Genomic DNA, 23405 nt, shown 5'->3' with positions numbered 1-23405 from the left:
ATGCTGCAGCGTGTTCACGCTAAGGCAGCACGCGATTCTGGTCAGCATCATGGCGGCGGTGCGGCGAAAAATGCAACTGTTCGCCACATGTGTGGCGAGTGCTTACTCAGCGATATGCCCGGTCGGCGGCATGGGCATCATCGGCGCCCGCCGGAGCGGGTCGACCTTCTTGATCGGTCCGGCCTTCGGCGCGCCGGGCAGGGTGCGCCAGTTGACGCCGGCGATCGTCACGATCCGGCTGCCGCGGAAATCCACCTCGTTGCGGATGTGGCCGTGTTCGGACATGTAGGTGAGGAGCCATCGTCCGCGCGACGGCGAGCGGCTGCCATAGGCATTGGCAAGCGCCTCGTCGGTCGGGCAGGGCGCTTCCTCGCGCGCGGCGCGGGCGAGCAGCAGGAACACGCCCTGCATTTCTTCCGGCAGGCTCTCCGCCACGGTCAAGACCTGCTCCCAGGCTTCGTCGCCCCTGTCGGAGGCGACGCCGGCGCGCGCCAGCGCCAGGCGCTTGCGGAAGCTCGGCATGTCCTGCCCATAGGTGCCGAGCTTCTTGATGCGGCAGTGGAACAGGAAGTCCTGGTAGATCAGCGGCGCCGGGCGGAAGGCCGTTTCCGGATCCGACATGATCTCGGCATAGACGCTGTCGAGCACTTCCTGCTTTTCGGCTTCCGTGCGGGTGTCGGTCTCGACTTCCGCCGCCGCGCTGTCGAGCGGGCCGGATGTCTCGATGTCGCGCAGCAGCTCGGCTGTGCCGCGGGCGCGAGAAACGCTCGGCGTCGGCATCGGCAGCAGGTCGTCCTCGCCGCCGACGAAGATCAGGTCCTGCATCTCCGCCTGCGGCACTTCCGGCAGGGGCATCAGCACGGGGCGGCCGCTGCGTCCGGCCGTGTCGACGGCGCCGATGCGGACGGGAATGGGCTTGCGCGACAGCGCCGGTCCGAGCGCGACGAACTGGCCGGGATCGAGATCGCGGAATCCTTCCGCCTGGCGGCGGTCCATGCCGAGAAGATCGGCGGCGCGCGCCATGTCGATGTCGAGGAAGGTGCGGCCCATCAGGAAGTTCGAGGCCTCGGCGGCGACGTTCTTGGCGAGCTTGGCGAGGCGCTGCGTCGCGACGATGCCGGCCAGTCCGCGCTTGCGGCCGCGGCACATCAGATTGGTCATCGCGCCGAGCGAGAGGCGGCGCGCCTCGTCGGATACTTCGCCGGCTACGGCAGGCGCGAAAATCTGCGCCTCGTCGACCGTGATCAGCATCGGATACCAGACGCTGCGATCGGCATCGAAGAGGCCGTTCAGGAAGGCGGCGGCGCAGCGCATCTGCTCCTCGGCGTCGAGGCCTTCCAGATTGAGCACGACGGAGGCGCGGTGCTGGCGGATGCGCAGCGCGATCCGCTGCAATTCGCTCGGGCTGCGCTCGGCGTCGACGACGGTGTGGCCGAAGCGCTCGGAGAACGAGACGAAGTCGCCCTCGGGATCGATGATCGCCTGCTGCACCATGCCGGCGCTCTGCTCGAGCAGCCGCCGCAGCAGGTGGGATTTGCCGGAGCCGGAATTGCCCTGCACGAGAAGGCGCGTCGAAAGCAGTTCCTCGAGGTCGAGAAGGGCCGGCTGGCCCGTCTGGTTGGTCCCGAGTTCGATTCCAGCTTTCATAGTGCTCCACTTCGCCTTTGCACGCTTCGTCCCGCACGCTCGGCCGGAGCCTAGCACGGGCAGCCGGGGCGTCGGGACGCTCCGCCGGAACTCCACAGGAGATCCATCCGGAGGGCGGGCCATCGGCCCGGTTACGCAAAAACCATACGGCCCGGCGGCTCTGCCAGCCGGGCTCGTCGCGAAACTCGGTCAAAGGGGATGGCGCGCCCTAGGGGAATCGAACCCCTCTCTCCACCGTGAAAGGGTGGCGTCCTGACCGATAGACGAAGGGCGCAGCGCGGCGGTTTATAGGCGGTAACCCCCGAAGTGACAAGCTCCGGCAATAATGTCGGAGTTCGGTCAAAGGGGATTGGCGCGCCCTAGGGGAATCGAACCCCTCTCTCCACCGTGAAAGGGTGGCGTCCTGACCGATAGACGAAGGGCGCGGCGAGGCGGTTTATAGGGGCCAACCCCCGGAGTGACAAGACCGCCTGAGCATCCTCCATCCCGCCTGTGGATAGAGTGCCGTCTCATCGCTGAGACGGCACGGAATTGCTCGGTTCTACCACTTGCCGGTGTTCGGCATCGAAGCCCAGGGCTCCTGCGGCGGCAGCGGATCGCCAGCCTGGATCAGCTCGACCGAGATGTTGTCGGGCGAACGGATGAAGGCCATGTGGCCGTCGCGCGGCGGACGGTTGATGGTGATGCCGGCCTTCTGCAACTTGTCGCAAAGGGCGTAGATGTCGTCGACGCGATAGGCGAGGTGGCCGAAATTGCGGCCCTCGCCGTAAACTTCGGGATCCCAGTTGAAGGTCAGCTCGACCTGGGCGTCCTCGTCGCCGGGGGCTGCGAGGAAGTACAGCGTGTAGCGGCCCTTCTCATTGTCGATGCGACGAACCTCATTGAGGCCGAGCTCCTTGTAGAACGCGATCGACTTGTCGACGTCGGTCACGCGGACCATGGTGTGGAGGTACTTCATAGGGCGGCATCCTTTTTCCGGATTGGCATTGTCGGCTGCCGGAGGCCGCGGGTCGCGCCCGCGCCGACGAATTGCCCCGCCACCATAACGGCAGCGCCTTCAAACAGGAACCCGGCCCCCAGCGGCATCCCAAGGACGGAAATCCCCGGTTGTGGCCCGGATGCCACTGGTCTACGCCACTTCCGATGTTATTCTTTGTTAAGGGAATCGGCGGCGGGTGCGCTTCAATGGCGGTGCCATGCGGTCGACCATGTGTGTATTCGGCCTGAAAAGGCCTATCGGGGGCCGGCGATATGGGTTCCAAGAACAGCGCTGAACCGTCTTCCGCCACGGGGCGGGAGGACGAGGGCGGGCTGGATCTGGTCGAGGTAGTCGGCTCGATCAAGTGGTTCGACGCGTCGAAGGGCTATGGCTTCATCCTGCCGGACGATGGTTCGCCGGATATCCTTTTGCATGTGACCTGCCTTCGGCGTGACGGTTTCCAGACCGCTTATGAAGGTTCCCGTATCGTTTGCGAGGTCACCAAGGGCCAGCGCGGCCTGCAGGCTTTCCGCGTCATCTCCATGGATGATTCGACGGCTATCCATCCGGCCCAGGCCGGACCGCCGCGCACCCACCAGGTCATCGTGCCGACCAGCGGGCTCGAGCGCTGCGTCGTGAAGTGGTTCAATCGCGTCAAGGGCTACGGGTTCGTCACGCGCGGCGAGGGGACGGAGGATATCTTCGTCCACATGGAGACGCTGCGCCGCTATGGCCTGACCGAGCTGCGTCCGGGCCAGACCGTCCTCGTCCGCTTCGGCGACGGCGACAAGGGCCTGATGGCCGCCGAGATCCGCCCCGATGGCGTCTCGACCGGGCCGTCGTCGCACTGACCGCCGTGTCGACGCGCCAACCCCGTTCCGGCTTCCTCGTCACCTGGTGCGCAGCGCTGATCGTCGGATTGGCGCTTTCGGTCGTTGCCGGCCATGCCAGGGAGCCGTCCCGCATCGAGGTGACCACCGCGACCGGCCGGCATCCGCTGACCATCGAATGGGCCTCGACGCCGAGCGAGCGAGAGCGTGGCCTGATGGGGCGCGAGAGCATGCCGCCCGACCATGGCATGCTGTTCGACTTCGGCAGCAATCTGCCGGTTTATTTCTGGATGAAGGACACGCCGCTGTCGCTCGACATGATCTTCATCCGGGCGGACGGCACCACCTCGCGAATCGAGAAGCGGACGACGCCCTTCTCCGAGGCCCTGATCCCCGGCGGCGCGCCGGTTCGCTATGTGCTCGAACTCGTCGGCGGCAGCGCGGATCGCATCGGCCTTCGCCCCGGCGATCATTTCGCCATTCCGGCGCGCTGACCGCCGATCGCGACATCTGGCTTGTTGAGGCTCCAATTTGTCGCCCCGGCATGCCTTGAAGAGCCTGGGCCGAACGTGTAATCCACCCTTGTCGTGAAAGTCGGGGCATAGCGCAGCCTGGTAGCGCATCTGGTTTGGGACCAGAGGGTCGTAAGTTCGAATCTTACTGCCCCGACCATTCGAAGCGACCCGTATTTTGATGGAGGCGATCCAACGATGGTTGCGCGTATCTTCAGGCCGGCACGCAATGCGATGCAGTCGGGCAAGGCGAAGACCGAGCGTTGGATGCTGACCTATGAGCCGGAAGTTCCGGTCTCGGTCGAGCCGCTGATGGGCTACACCTCCACGGTCGACATGAAGCGCCAGATCAAGCTGTCGTTCGACACGCAGGAAGAGGCGATCGCCTACGCCGAGAAGAACGGCATTCCCTACCAGCTCTTCACCGCGCAGGACGATACGCGCAAGAAGATCTCGTATTCGGACAATTTCAAGTTCGGCCGCGCCCAGGCCTGGACGCACTAGACCGCATTCGCGCGAAGCGGATGCCGGTTCGCGCGAGGATCGCGCGACGGAATGAAGAGCTGGAGTATCGGGTCTAGGCAACGATGCTCCAGCGGTCGGAACGACCGCGGCGCGGCAATGCGCCGGCCAATTCGGCCCCGTAGCTCAGCTGGATAGAGCAGCCGCCTTCTAAGCGGCAGGTCGCTGGTTCGAGCCCAGCCGGGGTCGCCAATCATTTCAACAGGTTAGATTGAATTCCGGCGTCATTCCGAATTCTCGGTAGGCCTGAGCTCGGCCTCAAGCATTCCCTTTAGTGGCGGCGTGGCGCGGGGCGTAAGTCGTCCTGATCTGAAGGGCCGTGCTCGTCGTGGCGCGTGATCAGTCTCGCGCCCCGGCCGCCCGTGGCATGGGCCCAAAGCCAGTTGAGGGCTACGGCCAGCCGGTTGCGTGCCCCGATCAAGAAGAAGATGTGGGCGATTCCCCAGAGCCACCACGCGATCCATCCCTTGAGACGCAAATGGGGGAATTCGGCGATGGCTGCCTTGCGGCTTACCGTGGCGAGATTGCCCTGGTTCCGATAGCGAAACGGCGTGGACGGCTTCGCGTCGCCCTGGAGCCTTCTCCGGATCTCGGCAGCCACGTACTTTCCCTGCTGCTTTGCCGCCGGAGCGAGGCCCGGCACAGGTTTTCCTTCGCTCTTGGCGGCTGCCGTGTCCCCGATGACCCAGATGCCCGCTTCGATGCTCAAGTCGGGACCGACGATCACCCGGCCGGCGCGGTCCGAAGCCGCATGCAGCCAAAGCGCAGCCGGCGAGGCCTGCACTCCGGCAGCCCATAGGACGGTTGCCGCTTCAATCGGCTCGTCACCCACCACGACGCCCTTGGCATCGATATGGGTAACTGCTTTCCCGGCCAGCACCTCGACGCCCATGTCCGCCAGCGATCGCACGGCGAAGTCCGAGAGAGGCTCGGTGAAAGTCGCCAGGATTCTCGCATTGGCCTCCACCAGGATCACCCGGGCAGACTGCGGAGAAAAGGCCCGGAACTCTCCGGGCAAGGTCCTTCGCGTCAGCTCTGCGATCATGCCGGCGAGCTCGACGCCCGTCGGACCTCCGCCGATGATGACGAATGTCAGAAGGGCTGCGCGTTTGGCGGGGTCCGGTTCGAACTCAGCCTGCTCGAAGGCGAGCAATATCTTGCGACGTATGTCGGTAGCGTCATCGAGATTCTTGAGGCCCGGCGCGAACGCCTCCCAATCGTCATGGCCGAAATAGGCATGCCTGGCCCCGGTCGCGACCACGAGATAATCGAACGGCACAGATTGCCGTCCCTCGAGATGGACGACGCGCGCTGTGCGGTCGACACCCACGACCGTGCCGAGCAGAGTCTGGATGTTCTTGTAGCGGCGAAGCAGCGTCCGGATTGGCCACGCTATCTCGGACGGACTGAGTAGAGCCGTGGCTGCCTGGTAGAGCAGCGGCTGAAATAGATGATAGTTGCGCTGATCGATCAGGGTTACGTCGGTGGGCGCGCCGCCCAGGGCCTTCGCACAGCTCAGTCCGGCAAACCCGCCGCCGATGATTACCGTTCGAGGATTTGGCATTCGATGGTGCCCACCCGCTTCGCCATGGCCTCAATCTATCTCGTGGGAAGCCAAATGTCCGGCGGCTCCTGAGCATCTCCGGCTTTAGGGGAGCGGCGCGCCGGTCGCGCGTCGCTCCCCATCCTGTTGGCGGTGCCTGGCGCCAGGTGGCGGCTCTACTTCCCCGGAAGGTATTTGCCGATGTTGATCAGCTGGACCCGGCGGTTGATCGGGTTTTTCGGGTTCTTGACGTCCTGCAGTGATTCCTGGCCGAGGCCGACGGCTTCGACGCGGGCGGGGTCGACGTGATAGGTCGTCGTCAGCGCCTCGACGACGGCGTCGGCGCGCGCCTGGCTCAGCGCCAGATTGTCCTTGCGGTTGCCGGTCGTGTCGGTGTTGCCGGTCACGACGAACTTGTAGCCGCCCAGCACCGGATGGTGCAGCGCATCGGCGATCGAGCCGATCGTCGCATAGGATTCCGGCCGGATGATCGCGGAGTTCAGCGCGAACTGGATCTGGACGTTGACCTGGGCGAGATTGTCCAGAAGTTCCAGTGGCTTCCAGGTGATCGGCGTGCCCGGATTGTCGATCATGTGCTGCTGCACGGCCTGGCGGATCAGCGCCGCCGACAGGCCGGGAGGCGCAGCCCGGGCGGCGCTGTTCATGGTGTTGACGATTTCGGTGCCGCTCAGCGCCGTCTGCGCGCCGGCGGGGCCTCCGCTCGCGCCCGCGAGCAGGAGGGCGACGGCCAGGGCGAGGCCGCGCGAGCCGGACGGGAGGCGGGATGTCATACGGATGTTTTTCGACATGACGTTCAGTTCCAGCCGGCGTTGGTGATGGCGGTTGTGCAGCGCTTGCTGACGACCTTCTTGGCGGCGTTCAGGCAGTTGAGGTAATGCGCGTTGCCGGGCGCGGTGCCCTGGCAGAACTGGGTGGCGTCACCGCGGCAGGCCTTGGTGACCGCCGCCTGCGCCGCGAGGCGGGCGTCGAGCGACGCGACCACGGTCTTGTAGTCGGCGACGCACTGCGGATTGATCTTGGCTGCCTGCGCCGTCAGGCAATCCTTGAGGGCGCCGCCGCCCAGATTGACCTTGGGGCAGTATTTTTCGATGTCCTTGCCGCAGCTCTTTGCGAGCAACGCCCCGGCCTCGGAATAACTGATCGTCTGCGCGTACGCTTGCCCGCCGAGGCTCATCAAAAGCACGGCCGCAAGACTAGGCAATGTAAGTCTCATCGTGATTTCCCCGCCTCTGTTCACGTCTCATGCGCCGAGGGCGCACGCCGCTGCGTCAGCTTCGCCCTCTCGGAAATCGGGCTCAAGAAAAAGCTAGCATGGGAATTTCACGCTACTGTCCGCTGGGTACAGAGTCCATGCCGAATACTGGCGGAATCGAGCGCTCACGCGATGTCACGCAGACGGTCGCCGGATCAGATGACACGGAAAAAGACCGGCAGATAGTTGCCGGCGTGCAGTCGCTCGATCAGCTCCATGAGCGGGATGATCGCGAGGAACAATAGCGCGTCGAGGAAGGTGCGCCGGAGCGCGTGGGTCGAGACGGAGAGCTCCTCGGTATCGCGATAGAGCGACAGTTTCGGCCAGAACATCGGCGTCTCGGCCGCGTAGGCGGCATAGCGTTCGCCGAACAGCGTGACAAGATGGTCGGCTTCCTTGTGGGCGGTGGCGATGAAGGCCGCATAGCTGAACAGCCCGAGCAGGGCGGCAACCACCAGCGAGCCATACATCAGGCCGATGCCGACCGCGCCGATGGTCGAGAACAGGTAGAGCGGGTTGCGGGTGACCGAATACGGTCCGAGCGTCGTCAGCTGCCGGTTCTTGTGCGAGCCGATATAGAGAATGCTCCACATCCGTCCCGCGACGCAGGCCAGCACGAGGCCTATGCCGGCCAGCTGGAGGACCTCATGCGTCTCGCCGCCCCAGAAGGGGCCGACGAGCAACAGCCCGATAGACGCGACGACGGCGCCGGCCTGGATCAGGTGGATACGCAGTCTCTGATTGAGAGCTCGAGCGCGCATGGTCGGCTTCCGTTGCGGAATGCAGACTCTGCTCTACGCGAATTGCGCCGATTCTACGAGCGAGGTGTCCGCCCGCCCGCGGGCCTCAGGATGCCATCGCACGAAGGGCCGGGCGCTGCTGCAGCCAGAGGCTCGTCTGTTCGGCGGAAATCGGCCGTCCGAACAGATAGCCCTGGCCGATATCGCAGCCCATGTCGCGCAGCGTCGACAGGATTTCCGGCGCCTCGATGCCTTCGGCGGTCGTGGCGAGATTGAACGTCCCGGCGAGCTGCACGATGGCGCGGATGATCCGCCAGTCCTCGCCGTTGCGCTGCGCGCTCGCGACAAAACCGCGATCGATCTTGAGGCGGTCGACGGGCAAGTCGCTCAAATGGCGCAAGCTGGAGTAGCCGGTGCCGAAATCGTCCAGCGCCACGGAAATGCCGGCGTTGCGCAGCGTGTTCAGGATCTCGCGCGCCGACGACACTTCGTCGACCAGCGTGCTCTCGGTGATCTCCAGCTCCAGCCGCGCCGGCGGGAAGCCCGCCTTGTCGAGAATGGAAAGGATGCGGGACGCCATCAGCGGCTCGGCGAACTGGGTGGGCGAGATATTGACCGAAAGGCGTAGATCCTTCGGCCAGTTGCGGGCGTCCTCGCAGGCGCGCCCCAGCAGCGTGTAGAACATCTCGCCGATCCGGCCCGATTCCTCCGCCATCTGGATGAAGGACGTCGGCGGGATGATGCCGCGCACGGGATGCTGCCAGCGCGCGAGCACCTCGAATCCGATCAGCCGGTCGCCATGGAGTTCGATCAGCGGCTGGTAGTAGGGGACGATCTCGCCCGCGGTCATGGCGCGCCGCAGATCGCCCTCCAGCATGCTTCGGTCCCTCTGCGCCTCGTCCATGCCGGCCTCGTAGGCGCGCAGCGATCCCCGGCTGTGGCGCTTGCCGTCATAGAGCGCGACATCGGCGGCATGCAGCAGTTCCTGGCTGGTGACGGCGCGGTCCTCCGAAATCGCGAGGCCGATCGTGGCGCCGACGCGGGCAAAGCCGTTCGGGATCGGGATCGGGGCGGCGAGGGTGTCGAGCAGGCGCCGCCCGACGCGGCGCGGTATGCCGCCCTGGTCATCCTCGAGCAGGAGCGCGAATTCGTCGCCGCCCAGCCGGGCGACCGTGGTGTTCGCCTCCTGGAAGCCTGAAAGCCGGCGGGCCGTCTCGATCAGCACGTCGTCGCCGGCGGCGTGGCCGTGCGTATCCTTCACGGTCTTGAAATGGTCCAGGTCGATCAGCAAGACGGCGACCGGCGGACCGCCGTTCCGCCAGGCGTCGAGCGCCCTGTCCAGCGCGCGCATGAAGGCGGCCCGATTGATGAGGCCCGTCAACGAATCGATTCGGGCACTGGCAGAGAGCTGGCGCTGCTTTCGATGGGAGCGGTCGAGCGCGCGGCGCAGGCGCAGCTGGATCCGGAGCAGAAACGCGCCGACGACGAACGACATGGCGAGGCTGGTGACCAGATACAGCAGGAACGGCGCAATTCCGTCCACCGTGTTGATGGCCATCAGCCCAACCATGGCGAAGAAAAGCGCGCCTAATCCTAGAACCAGGATGCCGATCATTATGCTATTGCCCACCGCGCCTGGGGCTTCCACGCAAACCGGCACCCATTGTCGGGTGCGTTGCGTCTGGACCCCCCAGTCCGACCCGCCGCCAGAGTCAGGGACAATAGGCAATCAAGTCAATAGAAGATTTGAGCTATATTTCGAACAATCGCATTATGTCCGCCCAGCGAAGTAATATGCCAGTGATGCTGACCTTGCGGCATGCCGTCGGAAGTAGCGTTGGCAACGCCGAGACAAGCAGGGCGAAGCGCTCGGGTATCGACTGTTTGGAAACAGTCGAACCTAATCTGCTGACGTAGCGATACGGCGTACGGTATTTGCGGAAGATTTCGCCGGGGATCGGATTTTCTAGATGACATAAAAATGGCGCCGGACGAAGCCCGGCGCCACGAAACCTTGGTTCAACGCACGGTCTGGACCATGGTCGACGGGAGGACGTCAGTCCTTGGCGCGCTCGACATAGGAGCCGTCCTCGGTGAGCACGACGATTCGCGTGCCCGGGCCGATGTGCGGGGGAACCATGGAGCGGACGCCGTTCGACAGGATCGCCGGCTTGTAGGACGAGGAAGCGGTCTGGCCCTTGGTGGTGGGCTCGGTCTCGACGACCTCGAGCGTCATGCGCTGCGGCAGGACGATGCCGACGGCCTGCTCGTCGAAAATCGACAGACGGACGACCATGCCTTCCTGGAGGTACGGTGCTGCGTCACCGATGACGGCCGCCGAAACGATCAGCTGCTCGTAGTTCTCGGTGTTCATGAACGTGTAGCCTTCGCCGTCCTGGAACAGGTAGGAGAAGTCACGGTCTTCGACGAACGCACGCTCGACCTGCTCGGTCGTCTTGTAGCGGTTCGAGATCTTCACGCCATCGGCGAGGCCGCGCATGTCGATCTGCGTGGTCGGCGTTCCCTTGCCGGGATGGAAGCTCTCGGCGATCAGGACGGAGTAAAGCTTGCCGTCGATCTCGAGAACGTTGCCCTTGCGGACCTGGCTGGCGATAACCTTCACGAATTAACCCTCAGATTGGCGTCGGCGCCCGTACAAAGGCGCGATAATGGCGCGCACCATAGCGATTCCGCTGGTTCGCGCCAGTCGAATCTCGCAAATGCCAGCGGGCTTGCCCCCTCGCGACGACAGGAGAACCGTGAGAATGACCAGCGCGTCACCCTGGTGGTCGCCCCATGTCCACGCCGATCGCCGGCCGCTGCTCCTGAAGCGCGGGCGCATCAAGGCGGCCGTGCACTCCTGGTTCCAGGCGCGCGACTTCCTGGAGGTGGAGTGTGGGATCCTGCAGGTTTCGCCCGGCAACGAGGCGCATCTGCACGCCTTCGCCACCGAGCGCGTGTTTCCGGACGGCACCCGCAAGCCGCTCTATCTGCACACGTCGCCGGAATTCGCGGCGAAGAAGCTGCTCGCGGCCGGCGAGGAGCGGATCTACACGCTCGGGCCGGTGTTCCGGAACCGCGAACTCGGGCCGCGCCACGCCTGCGAATTCGCCATGCTCGAATGGTATCGCGCCGGCGCGCCCTATGAGGCGCTGATGGAGGATTGCGCGGCGCTGCTGACTGAGGCGGCCGAAGCGGCGGAGACGCGCCTCTTCACCCATCGCGGCCATGTCTGCGATCCCTTCCTGGAGCCGGAGCGGGTCACCGTCGCCGAGGCTTTCGCGAAGCATGCCGGCATCGATCTCCTCGCGACGCTTGCCGAGGACGGCGCGGCGGATCGTGACGCGCTTGCCGAGCAGGCGGTCGCGACCGGCATCCGCATCGTCTTCGACGACAGCTGGAGCGACATCTTCAGCCGCATCATCGCGGAGAAGGTCGAGCCCAATCTGGGGCAGGGGCGGCCGACGATCCTCTGTGAATATCCGGTCGTCGAGGCGGCGCTCGCCCGGCCGAAGGCGAGCGATCCGCGCGTTGCCGAGCGCTTCGAACTCTATGGCTGCGGTGTCGAGCTCGCCAACGGCTTCGGCGAGCTGACCGACCCGGCCGAGCAGCGCCGCCGCTTCATCGCCGAGATGGACGAGAAGCAGCGCGTCTATGGCGATCGCTACCCGCTCGACGAGGATTTCCTCGCAGCCCTCGCCATCATGCCGGAGGCGTCGGGCATCGCGCTCGGCTTCGACCGGCTGGTGATGCTGGCGACCGGCGCGCCGCGTCTCGATCTTGTGATCTGGACACCGGCGGCCGAATGATCGAAAGAGTGCGGCCATGCCGCGCTCACCCGTCGTCCCGCTCGAAAAATCGCTGACGCTTCGTTCTCCGACCGCCCTGGTCGAGGCCGGGCTGGTGCCGGCTGCCGCGCAGGCCGGGCTGGACCAGGTCGCCGAGCGCTATGCGGTCGCCGTGACGCCCGCGATGGCGAAGCTGATCGATGCCGAGGATCCCACAGATCCGATCGCCGCGCAGTTCGTGCCCTCTGTCGCGGAGCTGACGACGCTGCCGGACGAGCGCGCCGACCCCATCGGCGACGATGCGCACAGCCCGGTGCCGGGACTGGTGCATCGCTACCGGGACCGCGTGCTTCTGAAGCTGGTGCATGTCTGCGCCGTCTATTGCCGCTTCTGCTTCCGCCGCGAAACGGTCGGCCCCGGCGGGCCGACCATGCTGGGCGAGGCCGAGCTCGAGGCAGCGCTCGCCTATATCCGCGAGCGCCCGGAGATCTGGGAGATCGTCTTCACCGGCGGCGATCCGCTGGTGATCGCGCCGCGCCGGCTGGCCGAGCTTCTGGAGCGTTTTCGCGCCATCGAGCACGTCAGGATCCTGCGCTTTCACACCCGCGTGCCGGTCGTCGACCCGGCCCGGATCAATTCGGAGCTGGTCGCGGCGCTGCGGAACACGGGCAAGACCGTCTATGTCGCCATCCACGCCAACCATCCACGCGAGCTGACGACGGACGTAAAAGCTGCGCTCGCCCGTCTCGCCGATGCCGGCATCGCCATGGTCAGCCAGACGGTGCTGCTCAAGGGTGTCAACGACGATCCGGAGACAATGGCGGCGCTGATGCGCGGCTTCGTCGAGGCGCGGGTGAAGCCCTATTATCTGCATCATGGCGACCTCGCGCCCGGCACCAGCCATTTCCGCACCTCGATCGCCGAGGGACAGGCGCTGATGCGGGCGCTGCGCGGCCGTCTCTCGGGGCTGGCGCAGCCGACCTACGTGCTCGATATCCCGGGCGGCTTCGGCAAGGTTCCGATCGGGCCGGACTACGTGCACGAGGACGACACCGTGACCGACCCGAACGGCGTCGAGCACGCCTACCGGTTCAACGACGCCGTCTGAACGAGCCCTATCGTTCCAGCCTTGCACCTTCTGGGTGCGGGGTGGCACGATTGCCCGTTGCCGCACAGAGGAATTCACCGTGTACCAGCCACCCCATTTCCGCGAAGACCGGCTCGATGTGATGCACGCGCTGATCCGCGCCCATCCCCTCGCCATGCTCGTCACGGCGGGCGAGGGCGGGCTGATGGCCAATCTGGTGCCGTTCCTGATCGATCCCGAGGGCGCCGAGAAGGGCCTGCTCCGCGCGCATATCGCGAGGGCCAACGACCAGCTGGCGGCGCTTCGGGCCGGCTCGCAAGCGATGGTGCTGTTCCAGGGGCCGAACGCCTATGTGACGCCGAGCTGGTACGCCGCCAAGGCGGAGAATCACAAGGTCGTGCCGACCTGGAACTACGTGACGGTGCACGCCTGGGGCACGCCGCGCGTTCTCGAATCGACGGAATGGCTGCGCCGGCAGGTCGGCGAACTCACCGATGCCAGCGAGCAGGGGCGGCAGCACAGCTGGAGCGTCGATGACGCGCCGGAGGCCTATGTCGCCGGCCAGATGAAGGGCATCGTCGGCCTCGAGATCCCGATCGACCGGATCGAGGGCAAATGGAAGGTCAGCCAGAACCGCGCTGTCGCCGATCGGCAGGGCGTCGTCGACGGCTTGAGAAGCGACCGCCCGGATGCCGTCGAGATGGCGGCGCTGGTTGCCGAGCACATTCCCCCGGCGGGCGAATAGGCTTTCGCAGGCACGGTCAGGCGGCGTTGCCCTGCGGCTCGGATGAGGCCTCTTCCGGCTTCCGCGTCGCAGTGCTCGCCCGGCGATCGGTGCGCTTCGATGCTTTTGCCGGCAGGAAACGCCGCAGCACCGCGATGGCGACGACGGCGAGCACCATGCCGCCGATGATCCAGGCCGGCCGGATGCCGGCGGCCGGGTTGAAATTGGTCGGCAGGACGCGGCCGAAGGCGACGCCGATCTTCAGATAGTAGTAGAGCGCCTCGCCGAACGCGGTGGCGACGGTGACGGCGATGCCGAGGCCGATCGTGGCCGGCAGCGTGGCGATCCGCGCCTCGCCGAGCCACGCCGCCAGCAGGCGCCAGGCCAGAAGCCATGCCGCGACGGCGGTGATGACGATCGGCTCGGTGACGCCGAGCTTCGACTGCAGGAAGAAGTGCAGCGCTGCCAGCAGAATGATCGGGTAGACGAGGCGATGCAGACGGCGCCACTGGATGCCGCCCAGCCGCCGCATCATGCCGTTGGTCGAAGTGATGGCGAGCGGCGTCAGCAGGATCAGCACCATCAGGCCGATGGTCAGATAGATCCGGGCGAACAGCTCCGAGACGACCTTCGGGATGTCCCAGGCAAGATCGCCGGCATAGGCGACGAGATGGAGCAGCACATAGGCGAAGGCGGCGTTGCCGAGCGTGCGGCGCACGAACACCAGCTCCGGCCAGCGCCAGACATAGCGCAGCGGTGTGACGGCCAGCGTCAGCAGCAGGAAGCGGACCGCCCAGAGCCCGGCCTGATGGTTGATCTCGATCATCTGGCGGGGGCCGAGCGTGCCCATCGAGCCGCGAACGATCAGCCAGAGGCCGGGAAGGAACACACCGGCGAAGACGAATGCCTTCAACGGCGAGAAGTCGCCCTTCCTGTCTTGCCAGGGATAAAGGCGCGGGGCCGGCGCGGCGGATCGATTCATCGGGACCTCATGCAATCGCACTCCGTCCTCATACGCTCGATCGGCGTAAAAGGTGTCACGCCGGCCATCAGCTTTCCGTGACCGGTGCCATCGCAGCCAGCCGTTCGAAGGCCGTCGGGCCGGGCGGGCTCTCGCTTAGGCGCTGCCGGATGAGAGCCGCGCAGGCCATCGGATCGAGGCGCGACGTGTCGATTTCGAGGTCGTAGATCCCCGGGCGATGCACCTCGCGCTGCCACCGCAGAACCGGCTCCGGGACGGGATCGTCTGAAGTCGCGACGACATAGAGCCCTTCGCGTCCCGCCTGGCCGCGGTTGCGGCGCTCCAGGATGGTCTCGATCGGGCAGTGGACGCCGACGAAGAGTACCGGCAGCCCCGCGAGGCGGCGGGCGCAATCCGGGAGGATATGCAGCGGCCTTTTATAGGAATCGTGGTGGCCGACATCGACGACGACGTCGAGGCCGAGCCGGCTATGGGCGGCGATCGATTCGTAGAGCGCTGCGTAGAGACGCGGCACCAGCGTCTCGAGATCCGGCCGCTCGCCGCCCGGCCTGAGGCCGATGCCCGGCCGATAGCGTTCCGGCGTGACGGCGTTGACATAGGCGTCAACGCCGAGATTCATCCACGGCCCTTCGAACGTCGCCTGGATCGCCGCCGCGATGCTGGATTTCCCGGATCGCGGCGCGCCGTTCAGGATGACGATCTGGCCCGGCTTTGCCGGCATGGCTTCCTCCCGAAGTCGACTGGCAGGAAGCGATCCTCGCTCGCTCAGACGGCGAGTTCGTGGCGCCAGGGCGGATTGGCGCCGGCGCGCGAGCAGGTGATCGCCGCGACGCGGTTGGCGAAATCGAGCGCGTCCTTCAATGCAGAGTGGTCGATGTTGCGCACGCCGTCGATGGTCAGGTGGCCCTTTTCGGAGAGCCGCGCCAGCAGGCCGCCGGTGAAGCTGTCGCCGGCGCCGACGGTGTCGGCGATGGTGACCGGCACGACGGGGCTGAACACCGAACCGGTCGGGGTATAGGCGGTGACGCCATTGCCGCCGCGCGTGACGACGACGAGGCCGGCGCCGGCGGCGAGCCAGCCGGCGGCGACCGTCTCCGGATCGACGCCCGGATGCAGCCATTCGAGGTCGGCGCCGGAGATCTTCACGATGTCGGCGCCGTGGGCGAACTGTTCGACGCGGGCGCTAAAGGCGTCGCGGTCGTGGATCAGCGTCGGCCGGACATTGGGATCGTAGCAGATCACCCGCTTGCCGCGATTGGCGTCCATGACGGCGGCGAGGCGGTCGACGATCGGCTCGGGAATCAGCGAGATCGAGCCGAAATGCAGCGCCTCGACCTCGTCGCCGACCGGCTCGTGGATCGCCGGATCATGCAGGCGGCCGGCCGAGTTCTCGTCGAAGAAGGCGTATTGCGGCTCGTCATGGAGGAGGCTGACGAAGGCGAGCGTCGTCGGGCGCGCCGAGCGGCCCGTATATTTGAGGCTGACCTGGCTGCGCTCCAGCTCTTCCGCCAAAAGCTCGCCGAAGAAATCCGTCGAAATGCCGCCGAGGAATCCCGTCGGAATGCCCAGGCGACCGGTCGTCAGCGCCACATTGTACGGCGAGCCACCAACCTTCGGCTGGTAGGAATCGTTTCCGTTCACATCCTTGACCGGCAAGAAGTCGATCAGGGCCTCGCCGCAACTCACGATCATGAAGCTCGTCCTCCTGGGGCCCACCGCGGCCCGTCGCCTAAGCCCATTAGCGGAAGCGCGGCGCGCCGCCAAGACGGCTCGGTGCGTGTGTCGCGCGACAGGACACGGATCGGGGGAGTGGCGGCGGTTCGCCGCGTGTCTCGACGCCCGCTTTGCCCTATAAGGAGGCAACGAGGATGGCATCGGGCCGTTCGTCGACCTGAAATGAGTACGACCGAGAGCCCATGTCAGCAGACGTAACACTCTGGGGCGCCCTGATCGCCGGGCTGCTATCCTTCGTTTCGCCCTGCGTGCTCCCCCTGGTGCCGCCCTATCTCTGCTATGTCACGGGGCTGAGCCTCGACGAAGTGACCACCCAGGCCGACAAGCGCATTCGCGGCATCGTGCTGCGCTCGTCCTTCGCCTTCGTGCTCGGCTTCACCACGGTGTTCGTGCTGCTGGGCGCGACGGCTTCGGTGCTCGGCCGCATCGTCGCGCGCCAGCAGGAGATCCTGTCGATCGTCGCCGGCCTGGTCATCATCGTCATGGGCCTGCATTTCCTCGGCGTGTTCCGGATCGCCTTCCTGCAGCGCGAGGCGCGGGTGCAGGTCGCCAACCAGCCGGCCGGCCTTGCCGGCGCCTATATCCTCGGCCTCGCCTTCGCCTTCGGCTGGACGCCCTGCATCGGGCCGGTGCTGGCCTCCATCCTCTGGGTCGCAGGCAGCTCCGATACAGTCGGGCGAGGCGCGGGGCTTCTCGCCATCTATTCGCTCGGTCTCGGCATTCCGTTCATGATCGCAGCCGGCTTCGCCGAGCGCTTCATCGGAGGGCTCCGGCGCTTCCGCCGCTACATGCCGATGGTCGAGAAGGCGATGGGCGTGTTCCTGATCGTCACCGGCATCCTGTTCCTGACCGGGCAGATGACCGCCATGTCGTTCTGGCTGCTCGAAACCTTCCCGGCGCTCTCCCGGATCGGCTGAGGCGACGGCGCGGCGCCGCATATCATCGCTTGACCGTCGCCGCCGCGATCGCGCAAAGCTTGCGCCCAGTTACCGAACTCGCTGCCGAAATCTCGGAGGAAACATGCCGGATCGCTCTTCGCTCGCCATCGTGCTCGCCGCCGGCGAGGGCACGCGGATGCGATCGGCCCAGCCGAAGGTGATGCATGCCGTCGCCGGGCTACCGATGATCGGCCATGTGCTGAAGACGGCGGCTGGCGCCGGCATCGAGCGGTTCGCCGTCGTCGTCGGCAAGGGCGCCGACGCGGTCCGCAGCTTCGCCATCAAGACCGTCCCGTCGGCGCTGGTCGTCGAGCAGGTCGAGCGGCTCGGCACGGCGCATGCTGTGCTTGCGGCGCGCGCCGCGCTGGAGCAGCCGGCGGACGACGTGCTGGTCCTCTATGGCGATACGCCGCTCGTCACCGCCGAGACGCTGGCACGCATGCGGGCGGAGCTCGCCAAGGGCGCGGGCGTCGTCGTGCTCGGCTTTCGTCCCGAGGACCCGGCCGGCTATGGCCGCCTGATCGAACGCGACGGCCAGCTGGTCGCGATCCGCGAGCTGCGCGAGGCGAGCGAGGCGGAGCGCGCCATCGGCTTCTGCAATGCCGGCCTGATGGGCTTTCGCGGCGATGCGCTGCTCGGGCTGCTCGATGCCATCGGCAACGACAACGCCAAGGGCGAATATTATCTGACTGACGCGGTCGAGATCGCCAATGAGCGCGGCCTCGCCGTGGTCGCTATCGAGGCGGACGCGGATGAGGTCGCCGGCGTCAACACCCGCGCCGAACTCGCCGCCATCGAGCGGATCTGGCAGGATCGCGCGCGCGAACAGGCGCTGCTATCCGGCGTCACCATGATCGCGCCGGAAACCGTCTTCCTCTCGCACGACACGGTGCTTGGCCGCGACGTGACCATCGAGCCGAATGTCTTCTTCGGACCGGGCGTCACAGTCGAGGAGGGCGCGCTGATCCATGCCTTCTCGCATCTGACCGGCGCGACGCTCGAGAAGGGCGCCGAGATCGGGCCGTTCGCGCGGCTGCGCCCGGGCGCGCAGCTCGGCCCGAAGAGCAAGGTCGGCAATTTCGTCGAGGTCAAGAACGCCGAGATCGGCGCCGGCGCCAAGATCAGCCACCTGACCTATATCGGCGATGCCAAGGTCGGCGCCGAGGCGAATGTCGGAGCAGGCACCGTCACCGGCAATTACGACGGTTACGACAAGGCGCTGACCGTGATCGGCGAGGGCGCCTTCATCGGCTCCAACAGCGTTCTGGTCGCGCCCGTCACCATCGGCGACGGCGGCTACGTCGCCTCCGGCAGCGTCATCACCGAGGATGTGGCTCCCGACGCGCTGGCGATCGCGCGCGGCCGGCAGGTCGAGAAGCCCGGCTGGGCGGCGCGCTTCCGCGAGATGAAGGCCAAGACCAAGCGGGTCCGCGTCTAAGCCTTTTGGTGAAGGCGCGAAACAGGAAGTGATTTCCGGCACTTGGCCCGAAAGGCTAAGAGGCGCTCGGATCTGACTTGGACTAGGCTGCCGCATCGGGCACCGAACGGGGATTGAGCTATATGTGCGGAATTATCGGTATTCTGGGCCGGACGCCCGTCGCGCCTCTGCTCGTCGACGCGCTGAAGCGGCTCGAATATCGCGGCTATGATTCCGCCGGTATCGCGACGCTCGAGGGTGGTCATCTCGACCGGCTCCGGGCCGAGGGCAAGCTGCGCAATCTCGACGCCAAGCTGACGGCCTCGCCGCGCTTCGGCCTTTCCGGCATCGGCCACACCCGCTGGGCGACGCATGGCGCGCCGACCGAGCGCAACGCCCATCCGCATGCGACCGAGCGGCTGGCCGTCGTTCACAACGGCATCATCGAGAATTTCCGCGAGCTCAGGCTCGAGATGGAAGCGGCCGGACGCAGCTTTGCCTCCGACACCGACACCGAGGTGATCGCCCATCTGGTGACCGTTAATCTCGCCAGGGGCATGACGGCGAAGGACGCCGTGCAGCAGGTTCTTGGCCGCCTGACGGGCGCCTTCTCGCTCGCCTTCCTGTTCGAGGGCGAGGAAGACCTCCTGATCGGCGCGCGCCGCGGCAGTCCGCTGGCGGTCGGCTGGGGCGAGGGCGAGATGTTCCTCGGCTCGGACGCCATCGCGCTCGGCCCCTTCACCGACGAGATTACCTATCTGAACGATGGCGACTGGGTCGTGCTGACGCGATCCTCCGCCGAGATCTATGACGAGGCGGGCAATCCCGTCTCGCGCCCGCTGACGCGCCTGCAGGGCACCACCCATGTCGTCGACAAGGGCAATCACCGCCATTTCATGGTCAAGGAAGTGCACGAGCAGCCCGAGGTGGTCGGCCATACGCTGGCGCGCTATCTCGACCTCGTGAACGGCAGCGCGCGGGTGCCGGAAGGCATCGATTTCAGCAAGGTCGACCGGCTTTCGATCACCGCCTGCGGCACCGCCTTCTATGCCGGCTTCGTCGCGAAATACTGGTTCGAGCGCTATGCGCGCCTGCCGGTCGACATCGATATCGCCTCGGAATTCCGTTATCGCGAGCAGCCGCTCTCGAAGGACGGGCTTTCGATCGTCATCTCGCAGTCGGGCGAGACGGCCGACACGTTGGCGTCGCTGCGCTACGCCAAGGGCGAGGGCCAGAAGATCGCGGCCGTCGTCAATGTGCGCGAATCGACCATCGCCCGCGAGGCCGATTTCGTCCTGCCGATCCTGGCGGGTCCGGAGATCGGCGTCGCCTCGACCAAGGCCTTCACCGCCCAGCTTTCCGTGTTGGCCGCGACCGCTGTCGCTGCCGGCAAGGCGCGCGGCGTGCTTTCCGGCGACGAGGAGCAGGCGCTGGTCCGGGCGCTGAGCGAAGTGCCGCGCCTGATGCACGAGGCGCTGAAGCTCGAGGACCAGATCGAGGCGCTGGCGCGCGATCTCGCCAAGGTCAAGCACTGCCTCTATCTCGGCCGCGGCACCAGCTATCCGATCGCGCTCGAAGGCGCGCTGAAGCTGAAGGAGATCTCCTACATCCACGCCGAGGGCTATGCCGCCGGCGAGCTGAAGCATGGTCCGATCGCGCTGATCGACGAGGAGATGCCGGTCGTCGTCATCGCGCCTTACGACCACATCTTCGAGAAGACGGTCTCGAACATGCAGGAAGTCGCGGCGCGTGGCGGGCGGATCATCCTGATCACCGACGAGAAGGGCCGGCAGGCGGCGGCGATGGATACGATGGCGACGATCGTTCTGCCGGAGATGCCGGCGAGCGTGACGCCGCTGGTCTACACGATCCCCGTGCAGCTGCTCGCCTATCACACGGCCGTCTTCATGGGCACGGACGTCGACCAGCCGCGCAATCTCGCCAAGTCGGTCACGGTCGAATAGCGGCCGCGACGGCCGGGCCTTGCCCGGCGGCGGTGCCGAGCGATTTTGCCGCGTGCGTCATGCGGACGATGTAAGTTCTGGCCAATGCTATGCGAGCCGTCATAATGGCGGTGGACATGGACTGAATCGGACGCAGGGGCGGTTGAATGAGCTTTCAGGACCCTGAGCTGCCTCCGGCCCCCGAAACGGGCGGGAGCCGGCTGATCACGCGGCTGAGGAACTACTTCCTGACCGGCCTCGTCATCGCCGCGCCGATTTCCATCACGATCTACCTCACCTGGTCGCTGATCAAATGGATCGATGGCTGGGTGAAGCCGGTCATTCCGCTCGAATACAGCCCGGACGCCTATCTGCCGTTCTCCGTTCCCGGCTTCGGCGTGTTCGTCGCCGTGGTGGCGCTGACGCTGCTCGGCTTCCTGACGGCGAATTTCGTCGGCCGCTCGCTGGTCCGGCTCGGCGAGCAACTGCTCAACCACACGCCGCTGGTGCGCAATCTCTACAGCGCGCTGAAGCAGCTGTTCGAGACCGTGCTTTCCGGCAAGGGCGGCAAGTCGTTCCAGAAGGCGGCGCTGATCGAATTTCCGCGCAAGGGCGTATGGTCAATCGTCTTCATCGCGACGGAGACGAAGGGCGAGATCCGCCAGAAGATCGGCCAGGACGGTGAGGAATGGGTCACCGTCTTCCTGCCGCCGACCCCGGCGCCGACGGCGGGCTTCATGATGTTCGTCCGCCGCGCCGAGCTGATCGAGCTCGACATGACCGTCGAGGAGGCCGCGAAGCTGGTGATCTCCGCTGGCCTGGTCGCGCCCGAATATGACGAGGCCGCGCGCAAGCTTGCCGTCGAGCCCGCGGCGCCGGTGCTCACGCGACGCGCCGGCTCCTAGGCTCGCCGCGTCGACTGGCGTCGAAGGCTTCCCGGACTAGCTCTCGCCGGCGAGATTGCGACGCGCCTTGTCGAGCTCCTCCGCATAGCGGCGGAAGAGGTGCGCCTCGGTCACCAGGCCAACGACCTGGCGCGTCGTCGCGTCGTCGACCACGACGAGCTCCTCGCTCTCCGCCATTTCGAAGATCTTGGCGGCCGCCTGGGCGCTCATGCCCGGAAAGAGCATCTTGTCCGCGTGCCGGCAGAAGGGCTGGATCGTCTCGTCCTCGGACGAGGGCGGGGCCGAATGGATCTCCGCCACCAGGACGATGCCGGCGTAGCGCCCGTCCGCGTCGGTGACCACGACGCGCTGCGTCGAGCCGAGGGGGAAGAGGCTGCGGAAGGCGTCCGCCGGCATGGTGGCGAGCACGGTGCGCACGTCCGTCCGCATCATCCGTCCCACGGTCAGGCCGCGCAGCCAGCCGACGTCGATGGCGCTGCGGATGGTCTCGCCGCGCAGGTGAAGTCGCCAGGTCGAGAACGAGTAGCCGAACAGCTGGCGCACGGTGATCGCGGACAGGATCGACGCCGCGAGTACGATGCCGGTGATGGCGAGGTCGCCGGTCGCCTCCAGCGCCAGGAAGGTCATGGTGAGCGGCCCGCCGACAATGCCGACGCCGAGCGCGCTCATGGCGACGATCGCGGCGGCCGCCGGATCGATGCTGCTGGTCGGGGCGATCGTGGCGACGCCGATCGCGAACAGCTTGCCGACCAGCGCGCCAAGGAAGAGCGACGCGAAGAACATGCCGCCGCGAAAGCCGGATCCGAGCGATACCGCGACGCTGGCGATCTTCATCAGGAGGACCGTCAGCAGCAGGCCGGCGGGAACCGCCTGGACGAGATTGACGTGCATGGCGCCATGTCCGGCCGCCAGCACCTGCGGGGTGTAGAGGGCCATGGCGCCGATCACGAGACCGCCGACAGCGGGCCGGACGGCGCGGGGCAGGCGGCTCGTCTGGAACGCGACGTCGACGAGCGTGACCAGCCGCATGATGGCGATGGCCGCGAGGCCCGACAGGACGCCGAGCACCAGATAGGGCGGATAGTCCGTGGCGTGCAGGGCAAGCGTGCTCGGGACCTCGATCGTGTAGGCGGCCGCTCCCAGTCCCTGGGCGACGAGAAAGCCGGAGATCGCGGCCGCCATGACCGGAGCGATATTGGCGACGGTGTAGACGCCGATGATCAGCTCGAAGCTGTAGAACGCGCCCGTAAGGGGCGCGCTGAAGGCCGCGGCGATGGCCCCCGCCGCGCCGCAGCCGACGGCGGTGCGCAGATCCGCCCGGCGCAGATGCAACCGCTGGCCGATGCGCGACGCCATGGCGCCGCCGAGCTGCGTATAGCCGGCCTCGAGGCCGACCGAGGCGCCGGATCCGTTCGAGACGACGGCTTCGAAGGCGACACGCAGACTGTCGCGCAGCGACATGCGGCCGCCATGCAGGGCATTAGCTTCGATCGGATCGACGATCGGCTGCGAGTGACGGTAGAGCAGGTAGACGACGCCGAGCACAAGTCCGCCGCCGGCCGTCGCCAGCAGCCGCCAGGGCGACGTGATTGTCTCGGTCGCGCTGAGGAAGTCGTTGCGGCCGATCGCGAACAGGACGACGTGCAGCCATTGTGCGATGCGGCTCATCACGGTGACGGCCACGCCGGCGAGGCAGCCGATCAGCGCCGCGACGACGAGCAGCGCGGGCTCCGTTGTCCGGACGAGCGCGCGGCCCCGGCTCAGGGCTCGATCGAGGAGGGAGGCAAGTCTCATGTCGCGGATGCCGCTTCGACGTCAGTGGCCCCTCAATAGCCCCGATG

General features: G+C 66.5%; 22 protein-coding genes and 4 tRNA genes. 12 read left to right on the top strand and 14 right to left on the bottom strand.

Annotated features, from left to right (window positions below):
- Positions 1–102: 102 nt before the first annotated feature.
- From AC6HZP_RS13645 to AC6HZP_RS13630, 4 genes are all read right to left on the bottom strand, one after another.
- Positions 103–1647, bottom strand: coding sequence for a helicase HerA domain-containing protein (locus AC6HZP_RS13645; protein WP_497523310.1), 1545 nt, complete (start codon positions 1645–1647; stop codon positions 103–105).
- A gap of 199 nt (positions 1648–1846) precedes the next feature.
- A tRNA-Glu gene (locus AC6HZP_RS13640) sits at positions 1847–1921 on the bottom strand.
- A 76-nt stretch (positions 1922–1997) separates the two neighbouring features.
- A tRNA-Glu gene (locus tag AC6HZP_RS13635) sits at positions 1998–2072 on the bottom strand.
- A gap of 116 nt (positions 2073–2188) precedes the next feature.
- Positions 2189–2605, bottom strand: coding sequence for a VOC family protein (locus AC6HZP_RS13630; protein WP_201404063.1), 417 nt, complete (start codon positions 2603–2605; stop codon positions 2189–2191).
- 293 nt (positions 2606–2898) lie between these two features.
- Between AC6HZP_RS13630 and AC6HZP_RS13625 the strand changes: the two genes are divergently transcribed.
- From AC6HZP_RS13625 to AC6HZP_RS13605, 5 genes are all read left to right on the top strand, one after another.
- Positions 2899–3477 carry a cold-shock protein gene (locus AC6HZP_RS13625; protein WP_244669938.1) on the top strand — a complete coding sequence of 193 codons (579 nt, stop codon included), beginning with the start codon at positions 2899–2901 and terminating at the stop codon, positions 3475–3477.
- A gap of 5 nt (positions 3478–3482) precedes the next feature.
- A complete protein-coding gene (locus AC6HZP_RS13620) occupies positions 3483–3950 on the top strand; it encodes a DUF192 domain-containing protein (RefSeq protein WP_497523308.1) in 468 nt (155 codons plus the stop codon).
- Between the two features lie 101 nt (positions 3951–4051).
- A tRNA-Pro gene (locus AC6HZP_RS13615) sits at positions 4052–4128 on the top strand.
- 38 nt (positions 4129–4166) lie between these two features.
- Positions 4167–4472 carry an ETC complex I subunit gene (locus AC6HZP_RS13610; protein WP_201404061.1) on the top strand — a complete coding sequence of 102 codons (306 nt, stop codon included), beginning with the start codon at positions 4167–4169 and terminating at the stop codon, positions 4470–4472.
- A gap of 133 nt (positions 4473–4605) precedes the next feature.
- Positions 4606–4682, top strand: a tRNA-Arg gene (locus AC6HZP_RS13605).
- 79 nt (positions 4683–4761) lie between these two features.
- Here the strand turns inward: AC6HZP_RS13605 and AC6HZP_RS13600 are convergent.
- The 6 genes from AC6HZP_RS13600 to efp all read right to left on the bottom strand — a co-directional run bounded on the left by AC6HZP_RS13600 (position 4762) and on the right by efp (position 10669).
- Positions 4762–6054 (bottom strand): NAD(P)/FAD-dependent oxidoreductase, encoded by a 1293-nt coding sequence (locus AC6HZP_RS13600; protein WP_497523307.1) that lies wholly within the window; start codon positions 6052–6054, stop codon positions 4762–4764.
- 155 nt (positions 6055–6209) lie between these two features.
- On the bottom strand, positions 6210–6824 hold the full coding sequence (locus tag AC6HZP_RS13595; protein ID WP_497523306.1) for an OmpA family protein: 615 nt from the start codon (positions 6822–6824) through the stop codon (positions 6210–6212).
- Between the two features lie 23 nt (positions 6825–6847).
- Entirely contained in the window at positions 6848–7267 is a 420-nt protein-coding gene (locus AC6HZP_RS13590; protein WP_497523305.1) for a cysteine rich repeat-containing protein, read from the bottom strand.
- 194 nt (positions 7268–7461) lie between these two features.
- Complete coding sequence (locus AC6HZP_RS13585) at positions 7462–8067, bottom strand: methyltransferase family protein (RefSeq protein WP_497523304.1); 606 nt, start codon at positions 8065–8067, stop codon at positions 7462–7464.
- Positions 8068–8152: 85 nt separating this feature from the next.
- Entirely contained in the window at positions 8153–9676 is a 1524-nt protein-coding gene (locus tag AC6HZP_RS13580) for a putative bifunctional diguanylate cyclase/phosphodiesterase (protein WP_497523303.1), read from the bottom strand.
- A gap of 426 nt (positions 9677–10102) precedes the next feature.
- Complete coding sequence (gene efp / locus AC6HZP_RS13575) at positions 10103–10669, bottom strand: elongation factor P (protein ID WP_201404056.1); 567 nt, start codon at positions 10667–10669, stop codon at positions 10103–10105.
- A gap of 142 nt (positions 10670–10811) precedes the next feature.
- Here efp and epmA point away from each other — a divergent pair, with 142 nt between their 5' ends.
- The 3 genes from epmA to AC6HZP_RS13560 all read left to right on the top strand — a co-directional run bounded on the left by epmA (position 10812) and on the right by AC6HZP_RS13560 (position 13666).
- Positions 10812–11855 (top strand): EF-P lysine aminoacylase EpmA, encoded by a 1044-nt coding sequence (gene epmA / locus AC6HZP_RS13570; protein ID WP_497523302.1) that lies wholly within the window; start codon positions 10812–10814, stop codon positions 11853–11855.
- 16 nt (positions 11856–11871) lie between these two features.
- Entirely contained in the window at positions 11872–12942 is a 1071-nt protein-coding gene (locus AC6HZP_RS13565) for a lysine-2,3-aminomutase-like protein (protein ID WP_497523301.1), read from the top strand.
- Between the two features lie 79 nt (positions 12943–13021).
- Complete coding sequence (locus AC6HZP_RS13560; protein ID WP_497523300.1) at positions 13022–13666, top strand: FMN-binding negative transcriptional regulator; 645 nt, start codon at positions 13022–13024, stop codon at positions 13664–13666.
- 16 nt (positions 13667–13682) lie between these two features.
- On the opposite strand, the gene msrQ is transcribed toward AC6HZP_RS13560, so the two are convergent.
- From msrQ to AC6HZP_RS13545, 3 genes are all read right to left on the bottom strand, one after another.
- Positions 13683–14627, bottom strand: a complete 945-nt coding sequence (gene msrQ / locus AC6HZP_RS13555) for a protein-methionine-sulfoxide reductase heme-binding subunit MsrQ (RefSeq protein WP_497523299.1) — start codon at positions 14625–14627, stop codon at positions 13683–13685.
- Positions 14628–14694: 67 nt separating this feature from the next.
- Entirely contained in the window at positions 14695–15348 is a 654-nt protein-coding gene (locus AC6HZP_RS13550; protein WP_497523298.1) for a chloramphenicol phosphotransferase CPT family protein, read from the bottom strand.
- A gap of 44 nt (positions 15349–15392) precedes the next feature.
- Positions 15393–16319 (bottom strand): carbohydrate kinase family protein, encoded by a 927-nt coding sequence (locus AC6HZP_RS13545; protein ID WP_497523297.1) that lies wholly within the window; start codon positions 16317–16319, stop codon positions 15393–15395.
- 224 nt (positions 16320–16543) lie between these two features.
- On the opposite strand from AC6HZP_RS13545, the gene AC6HZP_RS13540 reads away from it, so the two are divergent.
- The 4 genes from AC6HZP_RS13540 to AC6HZP_RS13525 all read left to right on the top strand — a co-directional run bounded on the left by AC6HZP_RS13540 (position 16544) and on the right by AC6HZP_RS13525 (position 21564).
- Positions 16544–17278, top strand: coding sequence for a cytochrome c biogenesis CcdA family protein (locus AC6HZP_RS13540; RefSeq protein ID WP_497523296.1), 735 nt, complete (start codon positions 16544–16546; stop codon positions 17276–17278).
- A 103-nt stretch (positions 17279–17381) separates the two neighbouring features.
- The gene (gene glmU / locus AC6HZP_RS13535; protein WP_497523295.1) at positions 17382–18737 is read left to right on the top strand and encodes a bifunctional UDP-N-acetylglucosamine diphosphorylase/glucosamine-1-phosphate N-acetyltransferase GlmU; all 1356 of its coding nucleotides are present in this window, start codon (positions 17382–17384) and stop codon (positions 18735–18737) included.
- Positions 18738–18859: 122 nt separating this feature from the next.
- Positions 18860–20680: a glutamine--fructose-6-phosphate transaminase (isomerizing) gene (gene glmS, locus AC6HZP_RS13530; protein ID WP_497523294.1), complete on the top strand. Its 1821-nt coding sequence runs from the start codon at positions 18860–18862 to the stop codon at positions 20678–20680.
- A gap of 146 nt (positions 20681–20826) precedes the next feature.
- Positions 20827–21564, top strand: coding sequence for a DUF502 domain-containing protein (locus AC6HZP_RS13525; protein ID WP_201404046.1), 738 nt, complete (start codon positions 20827–20829; stop codon positions 21562–21564).
- A gap of 36 nt (positions 21565–21600) precedes the next feature.
- On the opposite strand, the gene AC6HZP_RS13520 is transcribed toward AC6HZP_RS13525, so the two are convergent.
- Positions 21601–23358: a chloride channel protein gene (locus AC6HZP_RS13520; RefSeq protein WP_497523293.1), complete on the bottom strand. Its 1758-nt coding sequence runs from the start codon at positions 23356–23358 to the stop codon at positions 21601–21603.
- Positions 23359–23405 lie beyond the last annotated feature (47 nt).

The organism is Kaistia sp. SLG-1 (genome assembly GCF_059699055.1).
This window is presented reverse-complemented; position numbering and strand designations above follow the sequence as displayed.